This is a genomic window from Paenibacillus sp. sptzw28 (genome assembly GCF_019550795.1).
In the GTDB taxonomy this organism is placed as follows: Bacteria; Bacillota; Bacilli; order Paenibacillales; family Paenibacillaceae; genus Paenibacillus_Z.
This window is the reverse complement of sequence record NZ_CP080545.1, coordinates 2,524,399-2,549,726: the sequence shown is the minus strand read 5'-3', so window position 1 is coordinate 2,549,726 and position 25,328 is coordinate 2,524,399. Positions and strand designations below refer to the sequence as shown.

Annotated in this window: 22 protein-coding genes; 1 reads left to right on the top strand and 21 read right to left on the bottom strand. The window is 51.3% G+C overall.

The genetic code is table 11. The features are described 5' to 3' along the window. Positions 1 to 108: 108 nt before the first annotated feature. The 13 genes from KZ483_RS11265 to cymR form a co-directional block, all read right to left on the bottom strand. Positions 109 to 1,362: a peptidase U32 family protein gene (locus tag KZ483_RS11265; protein WP_220352734.1), complete on the bottom strand. Its 1,254-nt coding sequence runs from the start codon at positions 1,360 to 1,362 to the stop codon at positions 109 to 111. A 38-nt stretch (positions 1,363 to 1,400) separates the two neighbouring features. Beyond that, positions 1,401 to 2,357 carry a peptidase U32 family protein gene (locus tag KZ483_RS11260; protein WP_220352733.1) on the bottom strand — a complete coding sequence of 319 codons (957 nt, stop codon included), beginning with the start codon at positions 2,355 to 2,357 and terminating at the stop codon, positions 1,401 to 1,403. Further along, positions 2,347 to 3,498 carry an endolytic transglycosylase MltG gene (gene mltG / locus KZ483_RS11255; RefSeq protein ID WP_258881651.1) on the bottom strand — a complete coding sequence of 384 codons (1,152 nt, stop codon included), beginning with the start codon at positions 3,496 to 3,498 and terminating at the stop codon, positions 2,347 to 2,349. The genes KZ483_RS11260 and mltG overlap by 11 nt, the downstream gene beginning before the upstream one ends. Before the next feature lie 118 nt (positions 3,499 to 3,616). Beyond that, positions 3,617 to 4,000 carry a DUF1292 domain-containing protein gene (locus KZ483_RS11250; RefSeq protein ID WP_258881650.1) on the bottom strand — a complete coding sequence of 128 codons (384 nt, stop codon included), beginning with the start codon at positions 3,998 to 4,000 and terminating at the stop codon, positions 3,617 to 3,619. Then, the gene (locus KZ483_RS11245) at positions 3,945 to 4,259 is read right to left on the bottom strand and encodes a DUF1292 domain-containing protein (protein WP_220352731.1); all 315 of its coding nucleotides are present in this window, start codon (positions 4,257 to 4,259) and stop codon (positions 3,945 to 3,947) included. The genes KZ483_RS11250 and KZ483_RS11245 overlap by 56 nt, the downstream gene beginning before the upstream one ends. Positions 4,260 to 4,267: 8 nt before the next feature. After that, positions 4,268 to 4,684: a Holliday junction resolvase RuvX gene (ruvX, locus tag KZ483_RS11240; protein WP_220353387.1), complete on the bottom strand. Its 417-nt coding sequence runs from the start codon at positions 4,682 to 4,684 to the stop codon at positions 4,268 to 4,270. Positions 4,685 to 4,715: 31 nt separating this feature from the next. Then, on the bottom strand, positions 4,716 to 4,979 hold the full coding sequence (locus KZ483_RS11235) for an IreB family regulatory phosphoprotein (RefSeq protein ID WP_220352730.1): 264 nt from the start codon (positions 4,977 to 4,979) through the stop codon (positions 4,716 to 4,718). Positions 4,980 to 5,028: 49 nt separating this feature from the next. Next, positions 5,029 to 7,665 (bottom strand): alanine--tRNA ligase, encoded by a 2,637-nt coding sequence (alaS, locus tag KZ483_RS11230; RefSeq protein ID WP_220352729.1) that lies wholly within the window; start codon positions 7,663 to 7,665, stop codon positions 5,029 to 5,031. A 361-nt stretch (positions 7,666 to 8,026) separates the two neighbouring features. Continuing rightward, positions 8,027 to 9,097, bottom strand: a complete 1,071-nt coding sequence (locus KZ483_RS11225) for an AI-2E family transporter (protein ID WP_220352728.1) — start codon at positions 9,095 to 9,097, stop codon at positions 8,027 to 8,029. Between the two features lie 191 nt (positions 9,098 to 9,288). Further along, a complete protein-coding gene (locus KZ483_RS11220; RefSeq protein WP_220352727.1) occupies positions 9,289 to 9,483 on the bottom strand; it encodes a hypothetical protein in 195 nt (64 codons plus the stop codon). Further along, on the bottom strand, positions 9,480 to 10,031 hold the full coding sequence (locus tag KZ483_RS11215; protein ID WP_220352726.1) for a PRC-barrel domain-containing protein: 552 nt from the start codon (positions 10,029 to 10,031) through the stop codon (positions 9,480 to 9,482). The genes KZ483_RS11220 and KZ483_RS11215 overlap by 4 nt, the downstream gene beginning before the upstream one ends. A gap of 16 nt (positions 10,032 to 10,047) precedes the next feature. Continuing rightward, positions 10,048 to 11,205: a cysteine desulfurase family protein gene (locus tag KZ483_RS11210; RefSeq protein ID WP_220352725.1), complete on the bottom strand. Its 1,158-nt coding sequence runs from the start codon at positions 11,203 to 11,205 to the stop codon at positions 10,048 to 10,050. Between the two features lie 56 nt (positions 11,206 to 11,261). Continuing rightward, positions 11,262 to 11,681 (bottom strand): cysteine metabolism transcriptional regulator CymR, encoded by a 420-nt coding sequence (cymR, locus tag KZ483_RS11205; protein ID WP_220352724.1) that lies wholly within the window; start codon positions 11,679 to 11,681, stop codon positions 11,262 to 11,264. A 219-nt stretch (positions 11,682 to 11,900) separates the two neighbouring features. On the opposite strand from cymR, the gene mnmA reads away from it, so the two are divergent. Further along, complete coding sequence (gene mnmA, locus KZ483_RS11200; protein WP_309568662.1) at positions 11,901 to 13,034, top strand: tRNA 2-thiouridine(34) synthase MnmA; 1,134 nt, start codon at positions 11,901 to 11,903, stop codon at positions 13,032 to 13,034. A 106-nt stretch (positions 13,035 to 13,140) separates the two neighbouring features. Here the strand turns inward: mnmA and KZ483_RS11195 are convergent, their stop codons facing one another. The 8 genes from KZ483_RS11195 to KZ483_RS11160 all read right to left on the bottom strand — a co-directional run bounded on the left by KZ483_RS11195 (position 13,141) and on the right by KZ483_RS11160 (position 25,297). Beyond that, positions 13,141 to 14,424, bottom strand: a complete 1,284-nt coding sequence (locus KZ483_RS11195) for a hemolysin family protein (RefSeq protein ID WP_397376196.1) — start codon at positions 14,422 to 14,424, stop codon at positions 13,141 to 13,143. Between the two features lie 308 nt (positions 14,425 to 14,732). Then, entirely contained in the window at positions 14,733 to 16,043 is a 1,311-nt protein-coding gene (locus KZ483_RS11190) for a replication-associated recombination protein A (protein ID WP_220352722.1), read from the bottom strand. Positions 16,044 to 16,219: 176 nt separating this feature from the next. Then, positions 16,220 to 17,563 (bottom strand): Nramp family divalent metal transporter, encoded by a 1,344-nt coding sequence (locus tag KZ483_RS11185; RefSeq protein WP_220352721.1) that lies wholly within the window; start codon positions 17,561 to 17,563, stop codon positions 16,220 to 16,222. A 210-nt stretch (positions 17,564 to 17,773) separates the two neighbouring features. Further along, positions 17,774 to 18,442: a YdeI/OmpD-associated family protein gene (locus tag KZ483_RS11180; protein WP_220352720.1), complete on the bottom strand. Its 669-nt coding sequence runs from the start codon at positions 18,440 to 18,442 to the stop codon at positions 17,774 to 17,776. Continuing rightward, a complete protein-coding gene (locus tag KZ483_RS11175) occupies positions 18,439 to 19,194 on the bottom strand; it encodes a tRNA threonylcarbamoyladenosine dehydratase (protein WP_220352719.1) in 756 nt (251 codons plus the stop codon). Before KZ483_RS11175 ends, KZ483_RS11180 begins: the two co-directional genes overlap by 4 nt. A 229-nt stretch (positions 19,195 to 19,423) precedes the next feature. Further along, a complete protein-coding gene (aspS, locus tag KZ483_RS11170) occupies positions 19,424 to 21,238 on the bottom strand; it encodes an aspartate--tRNA ligase (protein WP_220352718.1) in 1,815 nt (604 codons plus the stop codon). Between the two features lie 43 nt (positions 21,239 to 21,281). After that, on the bottom strand, positions 21,282 to 22,529 hold the full coding sequence (gene hisS / locus KZ483_RS11165; protein ID WP_220352717.1) for a histidine--tRNA ligase: 1,248 nt from the start codon (positions 22,527 to 22,529) through the stop codon (positions 21,282 to 21,284). Between the two features lie 1,229 nt (positions 22,530 to 23,758). Further along, positions 23,759 to 25,297, bottom strand: coding sequence for a coproporphyrinogen III oxidase (locus tag KZ483_RS11160; RefSeq protein ID WP_220353385.1), 1,539 nt, complete (start codon positions 25,295 to 25,297; stop codon positions 23,759 to 23,761). Between the last annotated feature and the right edge of the window lie 31 nt (positions 25,298 to 25,328).

The window sequence follows — 25,328 nt, the reverse complement described above, 5'->3', positions numbered from 1 at the left end:
GAAGGTCATGTTTGTTATAACGCTCACCTAAATTGTTCATAAAAAAAACCTTTTCGAACGAAAATTCGTTCGAAAAGGTCTAGTTCCGTCGGCCTACGTAAGGATAAATTAGTGACGCACTCTCTTGCGCATCATATCCATCGGGTTCACCGGTTGTTCGGTTCGCATAACTATGGACTGCAGGGGATGACGCGCGGCATCAAGCTCCGTTCCGCTTTCATCCGTAATTTGACCTACTATCTGATTGAAGAACGTGCCATTCGGGCCGAAAAACTCGACCTCCTGACCGGGCTTGAAATGATTGCGCTGTTGTATGACGGCAAGCCCAGTGGACGAGTCATATGACAGCACTACGCCGGCAAAATCATAAGGCGCCTGTTTCTCCTCCGGTTCATATATATGATCCTCCGCACCGGGCGTATCATAGAAGAAGCCGGTATTAAGCGGACGGTTCGCGGCTTTCTGAATTTCCTCCAGCCATTCCCGTTTCAATTCGTAATGCTCCGGATCCGCCATATAGGAATCGATTGCTTGGCGGTACGCATTGACTACCGTCGCTACATAATGAAGACTCTTCATTCTGCCCTCGATTTTGAAGCTGTCAACCCCGGCTTCAATTAAATCCGGAATATTTTCAAGCATACACAGATCTTTCGACCCCATTGTAAACTTGTCGCTTTCCGGGGCAAACATCGCCGCATCTTCTTCAAAGATATCGTATTTCCAACGACAGGATTGCGAACAACCGCCACGGTTGGAGTCTCTGTCCGTGAAATGATTGGATAGGACACAGCGGCCCGAGAATGACGAGCACATGGCACCGTGAATAAAAGCTTCGATCTCAATATCGACATGAGACTTGATCTCCGCAATTTCTTCAAGGCTCGCCTCCCTGGCGAGTACGACACGAGGAAGCCCCTCTTCCTTCCAAAATTGAACCGCCTGCCAATTGAGCGTCGATTGCTGTGTGCTTAAGTGAACCTCAAGCTTTGGTGCAACCCGCTGGGCGGTCTCAATAATAACGGGGTCCGCAGCAATAATAGCGCTTATACCCGCATCCTGCAGCCCGCGCAAATAGTCTTCCAGACCGGCGATATCCTCATTGTGCGCATAAATGTTCGTGGCGACAAACACTTTTGCCCCATAACGGCTCGCGAACTCGACGCCTTCCTTCATCTCTTCAAAGCTGAAGTTATCGGCATTTGAACGGAGGCCGTATTTCTGTCCGCCGATGTAAACGGCATCCGCACCGTAATGTACGGCAAACTTTAGCTTCTCGAGGTTACCCGCCGGAGCGAGCAGTTCCGGTTTGGCCAGCCGATGGCGCTTGCCTGTGAAACGAGGCGAAGTTTTGGTTGTCATGATTGTCACCTCCCGTATTATTTTATATAAGGCACTGATTAATACACCTGTTCTTTATAGAAAAAGCCGTATGACAGCTCGCGGTCCGGGGACTGAAGTTTCGAGATGTCCTCAAGCCATTTTTCCTGAAAGGAATAGCCATCCGGATTGGAGAAATAAGCATCAATGGCCGCCCGGTAGCTGCGAACCACCATCTCATTATATTCGATTGACTTCAAGAGCCCTTCGATCCTGAAACTGTCGATGCCGGCTTCCATTAGCTCATGCAAATTTTCAATCATGCATAGATCGTCGGAACTCATTATATGTGTTCCGTTGGCATCTTCGTAGATCGGGAACCTTTCGTCCGGTCTTTCCGTTTCGATCAAGTATAAGCCATCTTCGATTTTTCCTCGCGGAAATGAATCGGATAAACAATCGCCGGCATCTTCTCTTTGCGATTGATGCTCCAGATAATTGTGCACAAGCGGCCTTTTGGAGTGGTAAATATTGGTTAATCCATGCACCTGAACCTGAACCTCAAGAGCGGTATGAGCTTTCGCTTCGATTACCTGTTCCATATTCAGCTCGCGCGCCAGGACAACGCGGGTCGCTCCGCGGCGTCCCCAATAATTAGCCGTTTCATAATTGGTCGACGTCATTTCCGCATTCCAATGCAATTTCATTCCCGGGGCGGCTGTTCGCACCGTCATCAGGACCGCAGGATCGCCGAACACGATTGCGTCAACGCCGGCATCTGCCAGCTGACGGACGTAATCGGGCAATGTTTTGACCGTATCATTATCCATAACGTTGTTAAGGGCCGCATATACCCGAACATTCCGTGAATGCGCAAGCTCGGCAGCCTGCGCTATAGCCGCCGCATCGAAGTCGCCGGATAAACGCAAGCCGTAGCGGGACTCTCCAATAATGAACGCATCGGCGCCTGCTTCTATAAGCCGTTCCATTTCGTTAATTGATGCCGCTCCAGTCAGCAGCTCCGGCTTAATTAGCACCGGTTTCACCTCCTTGCTTTGCAGTCTCAAGACTTTGGGCGATATTGCGGTTATGCTCCTGAAGGGTCCTGGCAAACAAATGCTCGTGGCTGCCATCCTTTTTCGTGACATAAAACAAATAATCCGTTTTCGCCGGATAGAGAGCCGCTTCGATCGATTTCAGGCTCGGCGAGGCGATCGGCCCTGGCGGAAGACCTTTGATTTTGTACGTATTATATGGACTGTCCACTTTCAAATCCCCTTCGAACAGCCTCTCCTTGGGCTTATCAAGCGAGTACTGTACGGTTGCATCGATTTGCAGGGGCATGCCCTTAGCGAGCCGGTTATAGATGATGCCGGCTACTAACGGCCTTTCATCATCAACCACCACTTCCCGTTCAATAAGCGATGCAATTGTCAAAAGCTGATGAAAATCGATTTTTCGCTCGGCCATCGTTTCTTCCCAGTTTTCCGGAAGCGTGTCAAGCTTACGGTCGAGTTCCTCAAGCATCCGAATTATGATATCCTCAGGCTTACTGTCCCTGCTCAGTTCATACGTTTCAGGGAACAGATAACCTTCGAGACGATGACGGAGCTTGGCATTCTTGGGAATGCTGCGGACCGCTTGGGCGTCTCCCCAAGTACGATCGGTGTCAGCAAGCTTGATAAAGGCAGTGCGATCCACATAGCCGGCCTTACTTAAGGTGTCGGCGATTTGTTCAACGGTAAAGCCTTCCGGGATCGTGAAGCGCATTGATTCTCTTTTCACGGTTTCCCCGGCATTGAGGTTGGCGATAATAGCATCCTTGTCCATACCGGGCTTCAGCTCATACACGCCAGCTTGAAAACGGGGTCCCTCGTGCTTATAGCGCAGGTAATATTTGAAAATAAATGCATTTCGGATAATCCCCTGTTTCTCGAGTGCTTCGGCAAACTGAAAAGGAGACATTCCATTCTTCAGTTCGATTTGTTTCGCTTCACCTGAAGGAGCAGGCCGCAGGCCGTTCCATATATAGAACGCAATTCCGGCTGCACATATTAAAATAAAGGCAAGCAGAATGAGGATAACCCATAGTGTAATTTTGCGTCGTGTCGGTCCAGTCCGGCGAATTTCGCCGGCCACCGGCTTTTCGCCACCTGGATGCTGCTCTGAACGATCCAAAGGTTGTATCCTCCAAGTATTAGAGTCGCGGAAAAAGGGCGGTCGGCGCCGCCCCATCCATGCCATATTGATTGCGTTGTCTGTACACCGGGAACCATGAAACGAGCGGGCAATCCATTTATGGCCGCTCGTCCCCGGTAAACATTAAATCGTCGAATGCCTCAGCAGCCGTCTCCCATTCGTCCTCATCGTCGATTGACTCCAGCTCCGGTTCGGCGCCTTCATTCTCAACAATTCGGAAAAAAGCGACGTCGTCTTCTTTTCGCATTGCGGCAGATTGCAGTCCCGCATAGGCTTTGCCGCCAATACGGAATTCAGCGACTATGCGAAATTGTTCCGAGCCACTCGCATCCCCGATCAACTCGACTTCGGCACCGTAAACAGACTTTAAAAGCGTTATTTGCTCCACATCGGACACGCCATGCACTCCTTCCGCACGGATAATCCTAATCGTTGCCGTTATCGTCGATTTCTGCAAGGAGCGTGTTGAACGTTTCTTCAACCATATTCCACTCTTCTTCGTCCTCGATCGTGTACAGCTTCAGATCGTCTCCGTCTTCCTCGTACCGAAATGCATATACTTCATCCGCATCTTCATCTTCACCCTCGGACTCGGAGTTCAGCGGAACGACCATCATATATTTCTGATCGGAACCGTCTACCTCAAACTTCATGACAACCTCGAACTCTTCTTCGTTGCCGTCTTCATCCGGAATGTAGATGATTTCCGGCTCTTCGTACTGCATGTCGTCCTTTGTCATCGTTACCCTCACCTTTTCGTTTTAGAATCGAGATAATTTTGCAAAATGAGCGCTGCCGCCATTTTGTCCACCACTAACTTTCGCTTCTTCCGGCTTACATCCGCTTCGAGCAGCGTTCGTTCTGCCGCAACGGTTGTCAGTCGTTCGTCCCAAAGGTGAACGGGTACATTTAGTTTTTGCTGCAATTCCTGTGCGAATTCGATGCAAATTTCGCCACGCGGACCGATGGTTCCATTCATGTTTTTGGGTAGTCCGACCACGATCTCGCTTACTTCATGTTCATTAACCAGCTTGGCAATGGCCTCAAACTCGCCATTATCGCGCCTTTTCTCGACGGTACCGACACCTTGTGCGGTCCAGCCGAATGCGTCGCTGACGGCAACCCCGATCCTTCGGTCGCCATAGTCCAATCCCATGAGACGCATACGGCTCATTACCCCATTTCCATAGAAAGGTTCATTTACGGTGCTGACTTAAATAGGACCGCACGAGCTCCTCAATAAGCTCGTCTCGCTCTTTTCTTCGTATTAAGCTTCTTGCGTTGTTATGCCGCGGAATGTATGCGGGATCTCCGGACAGCAGATAGCCGACAATCTGGTTGATCGGATTGTAATCCTTCTCCTGCAGCGCATTGTAAACCGTCAGCAAAATTTCTTTCGAAGAAGTTTCGGGTCCTTCCGCCTTCACGTCGAATTTCATTGTGTTGTCCATGGAACTCATCGCCAGCACCTCGCTTTCCAAGCCGCTTAATAGCCGTAATATACCAGTATCATATCACATTTGCCTGTGAGAGAACCAGTTCTTCGGCAATTTGCAAAGCCTGGCCCAATTTGGACGGATCTTTGCCGCCTGCTTGGGCCATATCCGGCCGGCCTCCGCCCCCGCCGCCGCAGGCTGCAGCGGCTTCTTTAATAATTTTCCCGGCATTAAAGCCCTGTTTTACCAGATCCGGCGACACGGCCGCCACCAGGTTGACTTTGTCGTCCGCAGCCGCGCCGAGAACGATAACGGCACTGCCCAGCTTCGTTTTGAGCTCGTCGACAATGCCGCGCAGCGCTTCCATCGTAGGCGCCTCAACTTGGGCCGCCAGTACGGTAATGCTTCCTGCGGTTTTTGCTTTCGATTCGAGCGAGCCTGCTTCAATACGGCTCAGCTTGCCCTGAAGCGATTCATTATCGCGGCTAAGCTCCTTTACCTGGACGTGAAGCGCTTCAATACGTCTTGGCACATCATTCACATTGGACTTGAGAAGCACGGCTGACTGCTTGAGCAAGTCAAGCTGGCTTTCCATATATAGATAAGCATTGCGGCCGGTAACCGCTTCGATCCGGCGAACCCCTGAACCGATGCCGCTCTCGCCCAGAAGCTTGAACAAGCCGATCTGAGCGGTATTGGCAACATGACAACCGCCGCAAAGCTCCAGGCTGTAATCTCCGATACGAACGACACGGACGATATCGCCGTATTTCTCGCCGAACAGAGCCATCGCTCCCATCGTTTTCGCTTCGGCGAGCGACTTATAATCGATTTGCAGCGGCGTGCCAAGCCAAATTTGTTCATTGACACGTCTTTCAATATCGGCAAGTTCTTCAGGGCTTATACTTCCAAAGTGCGAGAAATCGAAACGCAGCCGATCTGCCTCGACAAGCGAACCAGCCTGATTGACATGCTCGCCAAGCACGTCTTTAAGTGCGCGGTGAAGCAAATGTGTAGCCGTATGATTCTTGATTACCGCATCCCGGGCTTGAGCGCTTACGGCTGCTTGAACGCGGTCGCCTACTCGGACGATCCCGCTTGTTACCACGGCATGATGAACCGGTTGTCCATGCGGCGCTTTCGTCACATCTTCAACCGATAGAATAAAGTCTGTTCCGGCGATTAGACCGCGGTCGCCGATCTGTCCACCGCTTTCGGCGTAAAACGGCGTTCGATCCAGCAGCAATAATACGCGGCTGCCTTCTCCGGCTTCTTCGACCAGCGTATTCTCAAGAACTATTGCGACAACCGCTGCGCCTTCGGTAGTCAAGGCTTCATAGCCGATAAACTCGGATTTATCCGTGAAATCGGCAAGCGGTCCGCCCTGGACGTTCATTCCGCCCGTATCCTGCCTTGCGGCCCGGGCACGGTCCCTCTGCTGTTCCATTGCCCGGTCGAATCCCGTGCGGTCGACAGTCATCCCGCGCTCAGACGCATAATCCTCGGTTAAGTCGAAGGGGAAGCCATACGTATCGTAGAGTTTGAACGCGTCCTCTCCGCCGATTTCCCCCTGTCCCGCAGCACGTGCTGCCGACACGATATCTGCAAGCAGCGTAAGCCCTTCCGAAAGCGTTTCGTGAAAGCGTTCTTCTTCGGTTCGAATCACCTTCTCGATAAATTCCCGTTTCTCGACTACTTCCGGGTAATAAACGCCCATGATGTCACCGACGATCTTAACCAGCTCGTGCAAGAAAGGCCGGTCGACTCCCAGCGATTTACCATAGCGGACTGCACGCCGAAGCAAACGGCGAATGACGTAGCCGCGGCCTTCATTCGAAGGCAGTACCCCGTCGCCAACGGCAAACGATACGGTGCGGATATGATCCGCAATAACTTTCAACGCAATGTCATATTCCTCGCTCGCATGATAGCGCACACCGGCAATTTCACATGTCCGGTCTATGATCGGGCGAAACAAATCCGTATCGAAGTTGGAGTCCACATCCTGCAGGATCGACGCAAACCGTTCAAGACCCGCCCCGGTATCGATATTTTTATTGGGCAAAGGCGTATAGCTGCCATCTTTATTATGATTATATTGCGAAAACACAAGGTTCCATACTTCCAGGAATCGTTCGTTCTCTCCGCCCGGCCAGCATTCCGGATCGCTCAGGTCGCCGTATTTGTCGCCGCGGTCGTAGAAAATCTCCGTACATGGACCGCAAGGTCCTTCCCCGATATCCCAGAAGTTATCCTGCAGCTTGTAAATCCGCTCAGCCGGCAGACCGATTTTCTCATTCCAGTACCGGAATGCTTCCTCATCCTCCGGATAGACCGTAACCGATAAACGCTCCGGATCGAACCCGATCCACTGCGGGCTTGTGAGAAATTCCCAGGCCCATGTTATAACCTCTTCCTTGAAATAATCTCCGATCGAGAAATTGCCGAGCATTTCAAAGAAAGTGTGGTGACGGCGCGTTTTGCCGACATTTTCGATATCGTTGGTACGTATGCACTTTTGTGAATTCGCAATACGCGGATTATCGGGAATAACCCGGCCGTCAAAATACGACTTGAGCGGCGCCATTCCTGCGTTGATCCAGAGCAGAGAAGGATCGTTGTGCGGCACGAGCGAAGCGCTCGGTTCGATTTTATGGCCTTTGCTTTCGAAGAAAGCAAGCCACTTGGAACGGATTTCACTAGCTTTCATAACGTTCTCGCCTCCATTTTCAATAAATAAAAAAAACGCCCCTGTAAAACAGGGACGAATCATTCGCGGTACCACCCTGGTTATTGCTGTTTGCACCCGAACAAAGATCTTTCGGCGGCATTCGGCAATCTCCTTGAACGGACGCTAACGGGTCCACCCGGTGAAGTTCATTCACTCTCCGAAACCAGCTTTCGGCCATCCTTCGCCACTTGGAATTTTCGCAGCCGACGCAGCGCTATGCGCTTACGAAGAAACTCCTTCTCTGGTTGGCGGACTATGGCTTACTAAAGTTTCATCTTCGATTTAATAGTCATGGAATTGACGCATTTGTCATTAGTATATATACACAGCAGGTCTGCTGTCAAATGGTCTTTCGCCTCACATAATAAGAGAAGATATGTTGAAGCACTACCTTTAACGCGGCAAATATCGGAACCGCCAAAATCATACCGATCATCCCGGCAATTTCGCCGCCGACCAGGAGCGCAAATATAATGGAGAGCGGGTGCATATGGAGCGTTCTGCCCACTACCTGCGGTGATACGACGTTGCTTTCAAGGATTTGGCAGGCCGTATTGACAACCACGACCAACACCATCATCTTGAGTGAGATGGTTGATGCCATCACAAGCGCCGGCGCGGCGCCGAAGAATGGTCCCAGATACGGGATGATATTGGTCACAGCAACCACGCTTGCCAGCAGCAGCGGGTATGGCATTCCGATTATCACGTAGCCGATATACGCCAGTATGCCCACAATCAAGCAGACGAGAAACTGGCCGCGGATGTAGCTGCCAAGCGCATTATCTATATCTTTAAACAGACGGATGGCGTGTTTTCGATGCGGTCTGGGCACATAAGTCAGCACTGTACGCTCAAATACGTCGAAATCTTTTAATATGTAGAACGCCAGAAAAGGGATAATGAACGCGATAAACACGACGTTTAGCATTGCACCAATGTTGTTGACAAAGCTGAAAATCGCATCGGAGGCTTGCTTTTCCAGCTTGTATAACGAATTGTTAACGCCGCCGCGGATGCTCTCGGGCAGAAACGACGAATTGTTGAGGTCGTTTACCAGGCTTTGCGCCTTCATCGTGAAATCCGGCATATGACGATTCAGCTCCTGCAGCTGCTCCAAAAACATCGGAATCGCATTTACGAGTACCACTGTCAGCGAAGCACAGAATACAGCGTAAATGAGCAGCACGGCCATCGTGCGTGGCACCTTCCGTTCGTTCAGGAGATTCACGATCGGATTTAGCACATAAGCTATAATCATTGCGATGAGAAACGGTGCCAGCACCGCTTTGAGAAAATTGTATACATTGATTATGATCGGTTTGATCAGCAGCAGCAGATATAGCGCGATCAGCCCCAGAATCAAATAAACCAGCCACGCAAACAGACGGTTGTTCGTAAACCGCTCCACGGTGCGCACCTCCTTCAAACCCGTTTAACCTCTAATAAAAACGATGCTGACAGCCGATATAATGTTTTGTAACAGTATATGTACAAGTTGGACAAATCATCCCGAAACGGCATATCCCCGTTCAGGCGCTCAGGAATTGGCAAGCAAAAAAAAAGACGACCCTTGGCAAGGGCCGTCTTTCCAAATACCGACTAGTTTGCGTGAACTTGCGGCATTTCATCTTCAAAAAACAAATCGTCGAGCGAGCTTAATGTACCGTCTTCTTCAACTTGAAAGACGGACATTTTTTCTCCATTGACAGTTAGTTCAATGAAGCAACCCCAGCAGTAATACTGGTGGGATCCGATTTTCCCGATATCTTTCGAATTGCAATTGGGGCATCTCATGGTTCATTTCTCCCTATATTCAAATCAGAAGCGGCGACCGGCTCCAAAAGTAATTCGCTGCCGGCCGGAACGATAATCGCGTTTTCCCCGAGCAGGACTGAATCGGAGTCTAGCGGCGCGGGCAGCCATTTACGGCCTCCCATCAAATCCGCTATAAAACCGTCGGTTAGCTCATAGCCTACTATTTGTGTACCCTGTAAATCATCAAAATAAACATCCGACACTCGGCCTAACTGTTCACCGTATGATGTTACCACCGGTAAATCTTTCAGTCGGATGATACCGGAATGAAAAGAACGCTGTACTTCGGCCGCTTCCGTCTTGCGGACGGACGCCTCGTTCATTATAAGAACGGCATCTTCGCCGCAAATAAGAACTTCATTCCAAAGGACCGCTTTCATTGCCGATAGAAATCGTCTGCCCGCATCGAGCACGATTCCAGCCAGCTGCCAATGTTCGTCAAACCAGGCGTCTTTCACATGTCCTACATGTTTGCCTGCACTCATTTCAATAACAGGAAGTCCGATCATGTGCTGCAGTCGTATCACAGTGTTTGGAGTCCTCCTAGGCATTAGTACGAATGCGGTTTAGAAAAGTTTCAACTTTTTTCGCCGCATTTTCGAGTTCCTCTAAAGTATTCCCCAAACCGAAGCTGAAACGAACAGCAGACGACAAACGCTCTTCAGGAAGCCCCATGGCACGCAAAACATGAGAAGTCTCCAAAGCTCCTGCCGTACATGCCGAGCCGCTGGAAGCGGCAATGCCTTCCATGTCGAGATTCATCAGCAGCGTCTCCGTATCCATGCCAATAAAACTCAAATTGATAATATGCGGAACACACTGCGTATCATGTCCGTTAATCGCCAGACATGATTCACCGACAATCCCGCGCATACTCTCTACCCATTTAAGACGAAGCTTGTCCAGAAAAAGTTTCTTGATATCAATTGAATTCACAGAAAGTTCAATCGATTTGGCAAAACCGGCTATTCCGGCGACATTTTCTGTACCTGCCCGCCGTTTTCGCTCCTGCGAGCCTCCATGAAGCAGCGGATCAAATGGGGTCTTCCGGGCTACATATAAAGCGCCGACACCTTGGGGTCCATTGACCTTATGCGCTGAGAAGCTCATGAGATCAACGGGAAGCGTGCGTAAATCAATTGGAAGCATACCCAGTGCCTGGACGGCATCAACATGAAAGAGCACCCCGCGGGAACGGGCAATATCACCGATTTCAACGATCGGCTGAACTGTTCCGGTCTCGTTATTGGCATACATGATGCTGATTAGCGCCGTATCGTCCCCGATCGCCGATTCAACATCGGCTGGATTAACCCGCCCATATTGGTCGACCGGCAGAACTGTCAGCCGAAACCCCTCGCGTTCTAGGGACCTGCATGTATCAAGGACGGCGTGATGTTCGACCCCCGAGGTAATAATATGGTTTTTCCCTCTGCTGCGGCATGCTTTGGCAGCGCCGGTAATCGCCATATTGTCGCTTTCCGTACCCCCTGATGTAAATACAAGCTCGGAAGGCAAACATCCGATTGCTTCGGAGACCGTATCGCGAGCCCGATTCAAATGCTGCCGCGCGGCCCGCCCGAACCGGTGGACGCTTGAAGCGTTTCCGGCCGGTCCGCTGTATATATCCATCATCATACGGGCGGCTTCGGGATGCAGCGGCGAGGAGGCCGCATGATCAAAATAAAATTGTGAGCTCATTTCTCTTCTTCATCCTTACATAGTCCGTAATATGACATTACCGGGCTTGAATCAATTTAAATATAGAACATATAGGAATCCAGTTCTCCCGCGTCCTTGTAAGTTATGAGATCGGCAAGAGTTGTCGAATCCAGCACCTCTGCAATGCTGTCGCGTATACGCAGCCACAGATCTCTCTTGGCCGGGTCGTCTTCCTCGGTGAAGTCGACCGGTGAAATCGGTCCTTCCAGTATGCGTATAACATCCCCGGACGTGATGGATTCCGGCTCTTTGGACAGCACATACCCGCCGTAAGCTCCCCGAATGCTCTTGACGAGCCCGGCGTTTCTCAGCGGTGCGATAAGCTGCTCCAAATAATGCTCCGATAATTGATTGCGTTCGGCTATGCTTTTAAGTGACGTCGGACCTTCTCCGAATTTTGCCGCAAGCTCCATCATAATCGTCAAACCGTAACGGCCTTTTGTTGATATTTTCAAGCACGACACCTCTTCTCCGGCAAACATGTATCTAATGGTAAATTTAAGTTTTGAATACGGCTTTAAATCATGGTATTCCCATAACATATATATGTTAACATAACGAACAACGATTTGGTGAAAAAAGCGTGTCATCTTCATGAAAAAGTTGCATGAATTGTGCTACAATAGAGAAACTTATGCGACGAACGCCTTGTCAGGATAACTACGGGGCATTCAATGCAGCAGAAACCAAGGTGGTGGAATGGTGAAATGGGCAATAAGGATATTCGCGTAGTAATCGGAATGTCAGGAGGAGTCGATTCATCGGTTTCGGCACTGCTCCTTAAGCAGCAAGGTTATGACGTTATCGGCATTTTCATGAAAAACTGGGATGATACTGACGAATTCGGTCATTGCACCGCTGAAGAAGACGCCGAAGATGTCAGGCGCGTCTGCGACCAAATCGGTATTCCCTATTATACAGTCAATTTCGAGCAAGCTTACCAGGAAAAGGTGTTCGCCTATTTCCTCGATGAGTACCGACGCGGCCGTACGCCTAATCCGGACGTCATGTGCAACCGTGAAATCAAATTCGGCGAATTTCTGCAGAAAGCTGTAGATCTCGGTGCCGATTACCTTGCCACCGGCCACTATGCACGCCTGGAGAGAACCGGCGGAGGCGAAACGAGGCTGCTGCGCGGCGTGGACAGCAACAAGGATCAGACCTACTTTCTTCACGCACTCAGGCAAAACCAACTGGCCAAAGCGATGTTCCCGATCGGACATCTGCCCAAGCCGGAGGTCAGGCGGATTGCGGAGGAGGCCGGACTTGCTACAGCGAAGAAGAAGGATAGTACAGGCGTTTGTTTCATAGGGGAGCGTAATTTCAAGGAATTTCTGAGCGGCTACTTGCCTGCGATGCCCGGCGCCATGGTCGATATTGAAACCGGCGAGTCGAAAGGACGCCACGACGGCCTTATGTATTACACTCTAGGCCAGCGTCAGGGACTGGGCATTGGAGGCTCCGGGAGCGGTGAACCCTGGTTCGTTGCAGCAAAGGATCTGAAGGAAAATGTGCTCTATGTCGTTCAAGGCGACAAGCATCCAAGCCTTTACTCAGAGAGCTTAAGAGCGACAGGCATGAATTGGATTGCACCGCATAAGCCTGCGGGAACTCTGCACTGCACGGCGAAATTCCGCTACCGGCAGCCCGATCAAGGTGTAAGATTGACGTTAAGCGAAGACGGAACTGAAGCTGAGGTTGTCTTCGATTCATCACAGAAGGCGATTACGCCCGGTCAAGCTGTCGTGTTCTATGACGGGGACGTTTGCTTGGGCGGAGGCACGATCGATCAAGTGCGCCAAGCGTAGCACCGATGGCGATTGACGCGCGCGCGAGGGAAATGCGTGACAGGTGCTTTTATAAAAAATAAAAAGGCTCGCTGCAAGAATGCTGCGAACCTTTTTTCTTTGAAATCTATCCGGTTTCCGCTTGCAGTTCTTCCACTTGCTCCTCATCGTTTCCCCGTTTTCTTAACGTAATCCGGGAAATCCGCAAATGGTCGGTTTCCTCTATGATGAATTCGAAGCCCCGTTCATACACCCTTTGCTGCCTAGTCGGAGGAATTTCGATCTGGGCATACATCCATCCGCCGATCGTATCGTAATCGTCGCTGCCGATATCAAGACCGAAATAACTGTTCACTTCCTCAATTAACATAAGGCCGTTAATGGAGTAGGAGTCTTCGTCCTTACGCTCGATATCGGGACGCTCTTCATCAAATTCGTCCTGAATCTCACCGACAATTTCCTCCATAATATCCTCAAGAGTGACAAGTCCCGACGTGCCGCCGTATTCGTCAATCAGAATGGCAATTTGCGTTTTCTTCTTCTGCATCAGCTTAAGCAGCGTGCTGATCTGCATCGACTCGGGTACGGTGGTCATCGGACGTGTAATCTCGCGAAGGTCAGGCAAGCTTTGCCCCGAGACCTTGAGAATATCCTTAATATGAACAAAGCCGATAATGTTATCCTTATCGCCGTCGCACACCGGGTAGCGCGTATGCATTTCCTTCAGCGCGACCGCTTTGTTCTCTTCGAAAGAGAGATTGGCATACAGGCAAACCATCTCTGTCCGTGGAATCATTATCTCTCTTGCATTGGTTTCCGCAAAGTCGAAGATATTATCCATGAGCGTTAATTCCGTATTATCAATAAGACCGGATCTATGGCTTTCTTTCATCAAAATACGGATCTCTTCCTCTGTATGAGCGGATTCATGCTCAGAGGCCGGCTCGATGCCGATTCGTTTCAGCAACCAGTTGGCTGTGCCGTTCAGTAACCAGATAAACGGATACATGATTATACGAAAGACAATGAGCGGCATCGCTGTCCATATCGTGACCGCCTCCGATTTGCGGATGGCGAGTGATTTCGGCGCGAGTTCGCCGAGCACGATGTGGAGCAGAGTAATGATGGAGAATGCGATAATGAATGAAATCGTGGAGATGAACGCTTCATTCGAACCAAACCTCAAGAGCCAAGGTTCAATTAAATGCTTAATGGCAGGTTCACCTATCCAACCAAGGCCGAGCGAGGCAAGCGTAATACCGAGCTGACACGCTGACAAATAGGCATCCAGATTGTTTGTCAGCATGGAAGCGAAACGCGCGCGGCGGTTGCCGTCTTGAACGAGCGTATCGATCCGGCTGCTTCTCACTTTCACCATCGCAAATTCTGCTGCTACGAAAAAGCCGTTCATAAATACAAGCAGTAAAATCAATATACCATTCAAAATTATGGGTAACGGGTCACTATTCAACGATTCCCTGTCTGCCGCAGCCGTTCTTCTGAGAACGACGTTATGCAGCGACAGGTGCACCTCCTTCTGGGCACTAAAATTATAAAAAAAGTTTATAATATAAGATTAGTCGATGCGACATCCTACGTCAAACTCTCTAGAGCCGACGAGCGGTCATTTTGGAGTCTATAGTTATGTTTATTCGGTAAAGGTTGCCCTTTATGCACGTTTTGCTGGCTCCTGCTGTTGTTTTTGAGGTCTAACGGCGTTTACCGGCCGTTTCGCCGCTGTTGATTCAGCCTAATTTTATCCTCCATCCCCTGCTGGGTCGCTTGATAAAATGTTTTATTACGGATTTTGTCAGGCAAGTACTGCTGCTTAATATAATGTTCAGGGTAATCGTGCGGATATTTGTAGCCTACATGTCCGAGTTCCCGGGCGCCGCTGTAATGGGCGTCCCTGAGATGGAGCGGTACATCCGCCGAGCCTGCGGCATTGATTGCCTCCATCACATTGCCGATGGCTATTGCCGCCGCATTGGACTTCGGGCTTTCCACCGCGAACAGGATCGCCTGCGTAATGTTGTACTTCGCTTCCGGCCATCCGATTTTATGATAAGCGTCCATTGCAGTAACGGCCTGTACCATCGCCTGAGGATTCGCGAGACCGATATCCTCGCTGCAGGCGACAATAAGCCTTCTGATAAAGGTCATTGGATCCATTCCAAGCTTCTCTACCGCGTACAGAAACCAGAACAGCGCGGCATCGCTCGAACCCCGAACACTTTTATGAAATGCCGAGAGGACATCGTACTGCGTTGATTCATCCGCACGGATGGTAGGCTTGCGGATCGATTCCTCAGCTACTTCCAGGGTAATCAGCACCGAACCGTCCGGAGCGGAAGGTGTAGTAACCGCCGCCAGTTCAAGCGCATTGAGAGCTCTTCTGATGTCTCCGCCGGCCATATTCGCAATATGGCGGAGCGCTTCTTCGTCCACCTGCAGATCCATAAAACCCAGTCCCCGCTCCTTGTCGGAGAGAGCGCGCCTCATCGCTTCCAGAGCATCCTCCCGTGTAAGCGCTTCGAGCTGGAACAGCGTCGAGCGCGACAGAAGTGCCCCGTTCACATAGTGAAACGGATTTTCAGTCGTTGCCCCGATGAAAATGATAACTCCCTGCTCAACCGCCGGCAGCAAAGCATCCTGCCTTGAGGAATTGAACCTGTGCACCTCGTCGAGAAACAGTATCGTTTTACGGCCGTACATCGACTTGTTTATCCGCGCTTCGTCAATGACGGCGCGAACATCTTTCACGGAAGCGTCAACCGCATTCAACTTGATGAACTCGCCCTTCGTGCGCTTGGAGATAATGTGCGCAAGCGTTGTTTTACCACAGCCGGGAGGACCGTACAACAGAATCGAAGACACCTGGTCAGCTTCGATGGCGCGACGCAGGAGCTTGCCGGGTCCGACAATATGCGATTGTCCGATATAATCGTCGATCGTCTCGGGACGCATCCGGTCGGCGAGCAGCTTCGCCCTTGTCGAGTCGGCCGAATCCTGATAGGAAAATAAGTCCATCTATACAACACTACCTTTATTGTCAGTGGTTTGAAACAGAGCATACATAAAGAATACAGCCATCATAACATACAAGCACACACGTTCGCCAGCCGGCCTCCGCCGCTTAGGGCGGTAAAGCCCCTATCCGTATGGAAGGGGCTTCATTAAGGCTTTGTTTCGATTACATTGGAACGTCAAATGAAGGTTTGCACCAGAAGCACAATATTCAAACCTGCGATAACGACAGCAACTGTCCATGCAAGAATCTTCATCCAGAGCGGATTTGCGAATGAGCCCATCTTGTTCTTGTCACTTGTGAACTTCACAAGCGGGATAACGGCGAACGACAGCTGCAGCGATAATATCACCTGGCTCAATATAAGCAGGTCCGCGGTACCCTCCGAGCCGTACAGAGCCGTGACAATGACCGCGGGAATAATGGCGATCAACCGGGTCACAAGGCGCCGCAGCCAGGCCGGAAGCCGGATATTGAGAAAGCCCTCCATCACGATTTGACCTGCGAGCGTGCCCGTTAAGGTAGAATTTTGCCCTGAAGCCAGAAGGGCGACACCGAATAAAATGCTGGCAGCGGCGGTTCCCAGAAGAGGCGTCAACAGATTGTAAGCATCCTGGATTTCCGCAACATCTGTATGACCTGATGTGTGGAACGTGGCCGCGGCGATAATAAGAATAGCCGCATTAATGAATAGGGCGAAAAATAAGGCGATCGTCGAATCCCAGGTGCTATATTTGATCGCTTGCCGCTTTCCTAGAATCGTCTGTTCAAACTGTCTGGTCTGTACAATAGATGAGTGCAAATATAAATTATGCGGCATGACCGTTGCGCCTAGAATTCCAATCGCGATGTACAGCATTTTCGGGTCCGATATGATTTCACCGCTTGGAACGAATCCTCTCAGGACGCTGCCGAGCTCCGGCTTCGTTAAGAATATTTCGATTAAAAAGCAGCCGCCGATCGTAACAATGAGCGTTATTACCAGCGCTTCAATTTTTCGAAAGCCTTTATTTTGCAGAAGTAATATAAGCAATACGTCTACAACGGTAATAATGATGCCGTATATCAAAGGAAGGCCGAATAATAAATTCAGTGCGATCGCAGAGCCGATAACCTCAGCCAGATCGCAGGCGGCGATAGCAAGCTCGCAGAGCACCCACAGTCCCATGGCCACAGGCTTGCTGTAGTGATCGCGGCATGCCTGCGCCAAGTCGCGTCCTGTCACGATCCCAAGCTTGCCGGCAAGCGCCTGCAGCAGAATAGCCATCAAGTTCGACAGCAGTATGACCGAAAGCAGCGTGTACCCGAACATCGATCCGCCTGCCAAATCAGTTGCCCAATTACCGGGATCCATATATCCGACGGCTACGAGGTAGCCGGGACCGGCAAAAGCGAGAAATTTTCGAAACCAGGAGCCGTTTTTTGGAATTTTCATTGAACGGAATACTTCCGGAAGCGACGGGTTACTACTGGCCTTCCGCCAACCGGTTTCTTTCACGAGTGTTGTAGGCTGATCACTCATAATTCTTCACCTCTCGCTAACTTGCAATGTCTGCTTATCTAATCACTGCGTTTATGCAAAGTATAATGATTGCCGCTAGATTTCATTGTACACCTACAAAAAAGTTTGTCAAAGGCAACTTTTGTTGATTTAAACAAAAAACCGCTGAAACGTCGGCAATATCTCATGCTTTCGCTTCCACGGTTCTTTATTCATTGACTTTCTGTTCTATTACTTGTCCGAAGGACGTTTGTGTTTCTGTAATAGCTTCTCGACAGCGCCGGATATTCGAGCCGATCGCGTCTCATCCCTCTTCGCCTCTTCGACCCAGCGAATGTATTCCTTGCGATGTGACGGTGCAAGCCCCGTGAAATAACCTTCCGCCTCAGGCGATTCTGCCAGCGCAGCCCTCAGATCGCCCGGTACGACGAGCTCCTCCGGAGTGGACGAAGCTCTGCTGCCGGCAGCTTTGTTGGGATCCGGTGTGCGGTTCGACCGTACCCTGCTCTTGACGCCGCCGACCGGACGAAACCGCATTGCCGACCATGTGTCATCAAGAGAAACCAGAGAGACACCTTCCCATCCTTCGGTAGTAACCACCTTCCAGCCTCGGTCGCGATTGAGGTCGGTTCTTATCTTGGAGGTCCCTTTCGGATAACAAATCCAGAGCAGACCTTCCTTCTTCACTGCTTCGAGAGCGTCCGGCGCATGCTCATCCAAACTGGCAATGTCCTTGGCAAACAGCAACACAAAATCATACGTCCCCGCTTTCGAGGAATCGTAGGCGGGTTGCTCTATGCCTGCTCCAAGCTCCTCCAGATAGGAGGGAGCAGGAGGCTGCAGCACTAATACGTTCATATCCAGCGACAACCGAAGCTTATTGACGAGCGCTGCATTCATGTGGTTTGTCCTCCCTTGTGCAGCAGATCGCGAACGACCACACTCACCATGATTAAGCCTGCAACCGGCGGCACAAAAGCGTTGCTTGCCGGCGGCTGCTGGGCTTTGCGAATCTCAGGTGCATTCTCGGGCACAATACGCTGCGTGACATCCTCACGCGGTTTCTGCGGCTCTTCAGTGGAGAATACAACCTTGACGCCTTTCTTAATCCCGTCCTTGCGGAGCCTCTGACGGACGACTCGGGCAATCGGGTCCATCGATGTCTTGGAGATGTCGGCTACCTGAAATTTCGTCGGATCCATTTTGTTGGCAGCGCCCATACTGGAAATAATCGGTATTTTACGCTCCAGGCATTGTTTAATCAGATGGATTTTGTACGAAATCGTATCGGAAGCGTCAACCACATAATCTAGGTCGTATTCAAAAAGCTTCTCATACGTTTCCTCGGTATAGAACATGCGAAGCGATATTGCTTCGCAATCCGGATTGATCAGCTTGATCCGGTCGCGCATCAAATCAGCCTTAGGCTGGCCGACCGTCGTCGTTAGGGCATGGATTTGCCGGTTTATATTTGTGATATCGACGACATCCTTATCGATCAATATAATACGGCCGACTCCGGTCCTTGCCAGCGCCTCGGCGGCGATCGAACCGACACCGCCTATGCCGAGAACGGCGATCGTACTCCCCTTCATAATATCAAGCCCTTCAGGGCCGATCGCCAGCTCCGTGCGGGAAAATTGATGAAGCATCTTGATCAACGCCTCCTTAAAAACAAATTACGCGTGCATCACATGTGCCAAACTATAACAACCAAAAATCACTTCCGGCTCGCATCGCGCCACTCACCGCTCGCGTATCCGCCACTCACCGCCGGGCATCAACTACCCGGCAGGGATAGGTGCCACTTACCGCTGACATTAACTGCCCAGCGCGTAGGTGCTCATACCCGGCGGTCGACAGCGGCTGCCGCTGCGCCGCCTACTCAGCCTTCGTTCCGCTGACAGCCGCTGCCGTCTCAGGCTGTTTGCCCGGCTTCGGGATCGTGCGAATGTGAAGCTGCTGCAGCTGTGATATATCGACTTCGGAAGGCGCATCGCATAACAGATCGGTCGCACTAGCCGTTTTCGGAAATGCAATCGTCTCGCGAAGGTTCGTGCGGCCTGCAAGAAGCATGACAAGCCGGTCGAAGCCGAATGCGATACCGCCATGCGGTGGTGTTCCATATTCGAATGCGTCGAGCAGGAAGCCAAACTTCTCATGCGCTTCTTCGCTGGAGAAGCCAAGTGCCTTAAACATCTGCTCCTGCACGTCACGCTTGTAAATACGCATCGAGCCGCCGCCGACTTCGTACCCGTTCAGAACAAGGTCGTAAGCTTGCGCGCGGATTTGACCCGGGTCGGTATCAAACAGCGCAATGTCATCTTCGTTCGGGCGAGTGAACGGGTGATGCTCGGCAACAAATCGCTTGGCGTCCTCATCCCACCCAAGAAGCGGAAAGTCGACTACCCAGGCGAACTTGAATTTGGACTCGTCGATCAGCCCCAGATCCTTGCCGATTTTGAGCCTCAGATTACCCAGAACATCAGCTACGACTTTTTTCTTGTCGGCCGAGAAGAGAAGCAGATCGCCTTCTTCTACTCCAAGTCGTTCGGTCAAGGAGGCGATTTCTTCAGGCTTGAAGAATTTCACGATCGGACCGCGCCATTCGCCTTCCTTTACCGTTACCCAGGCAAGTCCTTTGCCGCCGTATCTAGCCGCAAACGGCTGCAGGTCGTCAAGCTCCTTGCGGCTCCAGCTCGCGCAGCCTTTGGCATTCAATGCTTTAATTACGCCGCCGCCCGATGCAACTGAAGCAAACACCTTGACTTCGCTGCCGGCAACGATGTCAGTAATATCTTCCATCTCCAATCCGAAGCGGAGGTCCGGCTTGTCGGAGCCGTATTTGTTCATCGCATCCGCATAAGTGATTCGCTGGAACGGAGTCGGGATCTCGACGTTGACCGTTTCCCGGAACAGCTTGACGACGAGGCTTTCCATCAGACCGAGCAGCTGATCCTGCGAGAGAAACGACGTCTCGATGTCCACCTGCGTGAACTCCGGCTGACGGTCCGCGCGAAGATCCTCGTCACGGAAGCAGCGGGCGATTTGGTAGTAGCGTTCCAGACCGCTAACCATCAGCAGCTGCTTGAATATTTGAGGCGATTGCGGAAGCGCGAAGAACTCTCCTGGGTGAACCCGGCTCGGAACAAGATAATCACGCGCTCCTTCAGGCGTGCTTTTGGTAAGGATCGGCGTTTCCACGTCAATAAACCCTTCTGCGTCGAGGAAGTCGCGGAATACTTTAGCAGCTTTGGAACGAAGAAGAAGCGTCTTCTGCATTTCCGGACGGCGCAAATCCAGATAACGGTATTTCAAGCGCAGCGGCTCATCGACTTCAACACCGTCTTCAATCGGAAACGGCGGTGTTTTGGCAGCATTCATAATTTCGATTTCCGTCACACGGATCTCGATCTCACCTGTGGAAATGTTGGCATTGACTGTCTCGGGATCACGCTCCACAACTTGGCCGCGGACAGCAAGCACATATTCGTTACGCGCACGGTCGGCAACCGCAAGGGCATCTCCGGAGAAATCCGGGTTAAATACGATTTGGACAATTCCTGTGCGATCGCGCAAATCGATAAACAACACGCCGCCAAGGTCGCGGCGCCGCTGGACCCAGCCGTTCAAGGTCACGGTTTGGCCTACCTCGGATTTCGTCAGTAAACCGCAAGAATGAGTTTTCAACATCATGATTCAAGTCGACTCCTTTTAATGTTTGTTATTGATAATTTATTTACCCGGCAATTTCATCCGCAAGCTTCTCAAGAGGAACGAGCTTTTGTTCACCGGTCGCCATATCCTTCAGAGTTATTTCACCGCGCTCCAGCTCATCATCGCCGAGAATAGCCGTGTAACGAACCTGCAGACGGTCGGCGGATTTCATCTGAGCCTTCATCTTGCGTCCCTGATAATCCCGCTCGGCTGCAATGCCGCGCATCCGCAGTCCATAAATAATCTTGGTCAACTCCCGCTCGGCCGCATCTCCCAGCCCAACGAGATAGACATCCACATTATGCAGGCTGCCAAGCTCAACGCCCTGGCTCTCGAGGAGCATCACGGTGCGTTCGAGTCCCAGTCCAAGTCCGATACCAGGCTGATCCGGTCCGCCGATTTCCGCCACAAGCCCGTTATAGCGGCCTCCGCCCCCGATTGTATCGATGGCGCCGATCCCTTCCGCTTTGTATTCAAAAGCGGTGTGTGTGTAGTAATCAAGGCCGCGAACGAGCCTTGGATTAATCGAGAACGGGATGTTCATGTTGGTCAGGTGCAGCTTCAGCGACTCAAAGTGCGTCCTGCATTCCTCGTCCAAACTGTCCAGAATGGAAGGTGCGCCTTCAAAATGCTTCTGGTCGGTCTTGCAATCGAGTACCCGCAGCGGATTGCGCTCAATCCTGGATTGACAGTCCTTGCAGAGCAGCTCCCGCTTCGGGAGAAGAAAGCTCAGCAGCTGCTCGCGGAATGCGGCACGTACGGCCGGCGTACCGACCGAATTGACCTCAACGTTTACGCCCGTAAGTCCAACCTCTTGGTAGAAGGTATAGCCGAGCGCAATTACTTCCGCATCCAGTGCCGCATCGACAGCGCCGAGCGCTTCAACCCCAAACTGATGAAACTGACGGTACCGTCCCGCTTGCTGGCGTTCATAACGAAACATGGGACCGATATAATAAAGCTTCGTCAGATCAGGCTCGCCGTAGAGCTTATTCTCGACGAAAGCCCGCACCGCTCCTGCGGTTCCCTCCGGACGAAGCGTGAGGCTGCGGTCGCCGCGATCCGTGAACGTGTACATCTCTTTCTCGACAATGTCCGTCGTCTCTCCGACTCCCCTTCGAAACAAATCGGTCGCTTCAAAAATAGGCGTCCGAATTTCCCGAAAATTAAACCGGCGGCAAATATCACGCGCCTTGCTCTCGACGAATTGCCATTTCTCTACTGCACCAGGCAGGAAATCCTGTGTCCCCGGCGGCTTTTGAAACGCCATTGCAAACCCTCCTTTAGAACTGGACTGTTAATCTTAATTTGCCAATGTTACCTCTGCATCGCAATCGGAATCAAAAAAGCTCCCGCCCTCCGCCTTATCGATAAGGCAAAAAGGGACGAGAGCTGCGCGAACGAAGCTGCCGTGGTACCACCCACATTTCGAATTAAAACGCAATATCGCGCTGTTAATTCGCTTTTTCGGTTAACGCCCGATTACGCAAATCAGCTACTGAGGGCGGGAGAATTCCGTCTTCCTGTTCACCGAATGTCCTCCGGGAAGTCTGTTCGTTCAGGCACGCCGAGGATTCTTTCAGCCGGTGGAATCCCTCTCTGCATTGGTGCGGATTGAACGACGCGGTCCCATCACTGGATCGACACAATATAACACCAATTGTAACCATGCGGAATATTCCTGTCAAGTGGTTGACTCACCCCCTAAGTGTGGCCACCCCCTAAATCCCCCTGAGCATATGCTTCCGATGCAAGCTTTCCTCCGGAAAGCTCTTAGGGGACCCCCAAGGGCCCCGGCCCTCTGGACACCCGGAAAGGTATAACGTTGGAGGGGCAGAGACAGCACCCGTTCAACATTGTGCAAGGCTCGCTTTCGTCCTCCTGGACACGCTCCAATATGGCGCTCCTGTGCCGCCTGATGCCCCGTTCGGGGCTTGAAAAACGTTGGCGCCACAGAGACGGTTAAAAGGCGCACCGTAGACGCTTCGATCGACGACATAAGCGTTCCATACTCCTTAATGTCCAACAAGGGACACCAGGGCGCTCGGGAGCTCCAACCGTAAAGCGCGTCCCGATGGGACGAAGCGAGCCTAGCACACACCGATGCAGCTGCGGCTCTTACGCTCATACGTTCTTCAAGTCCCGCAAGGGACATAGGGCGCCCGGGAGCGCCGACCGTAAAGCGTGTCCCGAACGGGACGAAAGCGAGCCTAGCACGCAGCAATGCAGGCGCGGCTCTGTAACTCCCACGTTATACCTTTCCGGGTGTCCAGAGGGATGGGAATCCCTCGGGGTCCCCCTCAGGGGGATTTAGGGGGTGTCTTCAAGACAGAAAAAAACCTACAAACGAGTTGTAGGTCCATCAATAATATATTCAAAAAAGGGGGTCGACTTTTATTATAGGTTCGGGATGTTATAGGAACATTGAAAATAGATTACAGTTTCATTACAAAAATAAAAACGTTTTCCTGCCACTGCTTCCTCTCGGTCTTTCATTTCTTACAATACAACGGGATCCGGCTGCGTTTCGACTCTGAACAGCTTATTCAGGGCCTCGATTTTGGCCTCCGTATACGCCTGAAAAGTCTCGTTATAAGCCTTCGGCTCCTTCGGATTGGCAAGCCGGCCGATCGAACCCGTTACCGGGTCGACCCATTTGCTTGATGCGCCGCAGCCGAGGCCGATAATGGTTTGCATCTCTTCGATGATGAGGATGTTGTATAAGCTTTCGATGCCGGGCTTTGAATAGCCTACATTCTCCAGATTGCCGAGAATATTTTTTTGCCGGTACAAATAATAGGGGATATAACCGAATTGATCCGTCCATTCGACGGCCCGGTTCATCATTCGGTTAATTTCGTCACGGCCTGCAACTTTATACTTGGCATCGCCTTTATGCTGTGTCATCTCCGACGCCCGTTTGAAAGAGAGCGTATGGACGGTAAGAGACTCCGGCATTAATTTGGCTGTTTCCGATAAGGTGTGGTTAAATTCCTCTTCGCCTTCTCCCGGCAAGCCGATAATCAGATCCATATTAATGTTTTCCATTCCCGAGATCCGGGCAAGTTCGAACTTCTGGGTCGTCTCCTGAACTGTATGATGCCGGCCGATCAGGTCCAGCGTCTCTTGCGTATAGGATTGCGGATTGATACTGATCCGGTCGATGCCCCATTTGTGCAGCACGGCAAGCTTCTCCGGCGTTATGGTATCCGGTCTTCCCGCTTCCACGGTAATTTCACGCACATGGCGGACATTCGGAAAATAATCGTACATCACCGCATACATCTCGTCCATCTCTTCCGCCGTTATGCTTGTCGGAGTTCCGCCGCCAAAGTAAATGGTCGTGATGGCAATCCCGTTACGCTTTAGCCAGTTTCCGATTTCACGCATTTCATAGTGCAGGCCGGCGAGAAAACCGTTGACGGAGCCTTGACTGCCTTTGATATCGTAAGCGGGGAATGTGCAGTAAGCGCACTTCGTAGGGCAAAAAGGAATCCCGATATAAATACTGACTTCTCCGCTCAAACGGTACAAATCCGGCAGCGCGCTGAGCTGGCTCTCCACAATGCGCTGCATGAGGGCCACCTTCTCGGCGGAAATAAGATAATCTTCCTGAAGTTCACGGTGGGCCTGCTCCATCGGAATACCCCTTTGAAGCCTTTCGTGCAGCAGCTTCGTCGGCCGTACGCCCGTAAGAATGCCCCAAGGCTGGATGATCCCTGTATCCTGCTGCAGCACATCAAGCAGCACGAAGCAAAGCGCCTGCTTCAGCGTCCTGCGGCGTTCCTCGTGCGATGCTCCAGAAGGATACTGCCGCTGGTGCTGTGCAAGTCGTTCCCTATCTGCTCGATGCTCAGTAAGCCGCGCAGAAGCCCGCATAGTAAGCCCGTCTTCCTCCGCCTGGAGCACAACGGTCATATCGGCTTCGTTATTTCGTTCCGGGCCGTAAGAGGTCTTCACCGATTCATAGAAAAGCGGCACAATGTGCGACAAGGATCTTTCAAATGAAGGGTCAACCGCTTGTAAATGGACATGCATCTTCTTCATAACTCCTTCCGAATACAAGGGG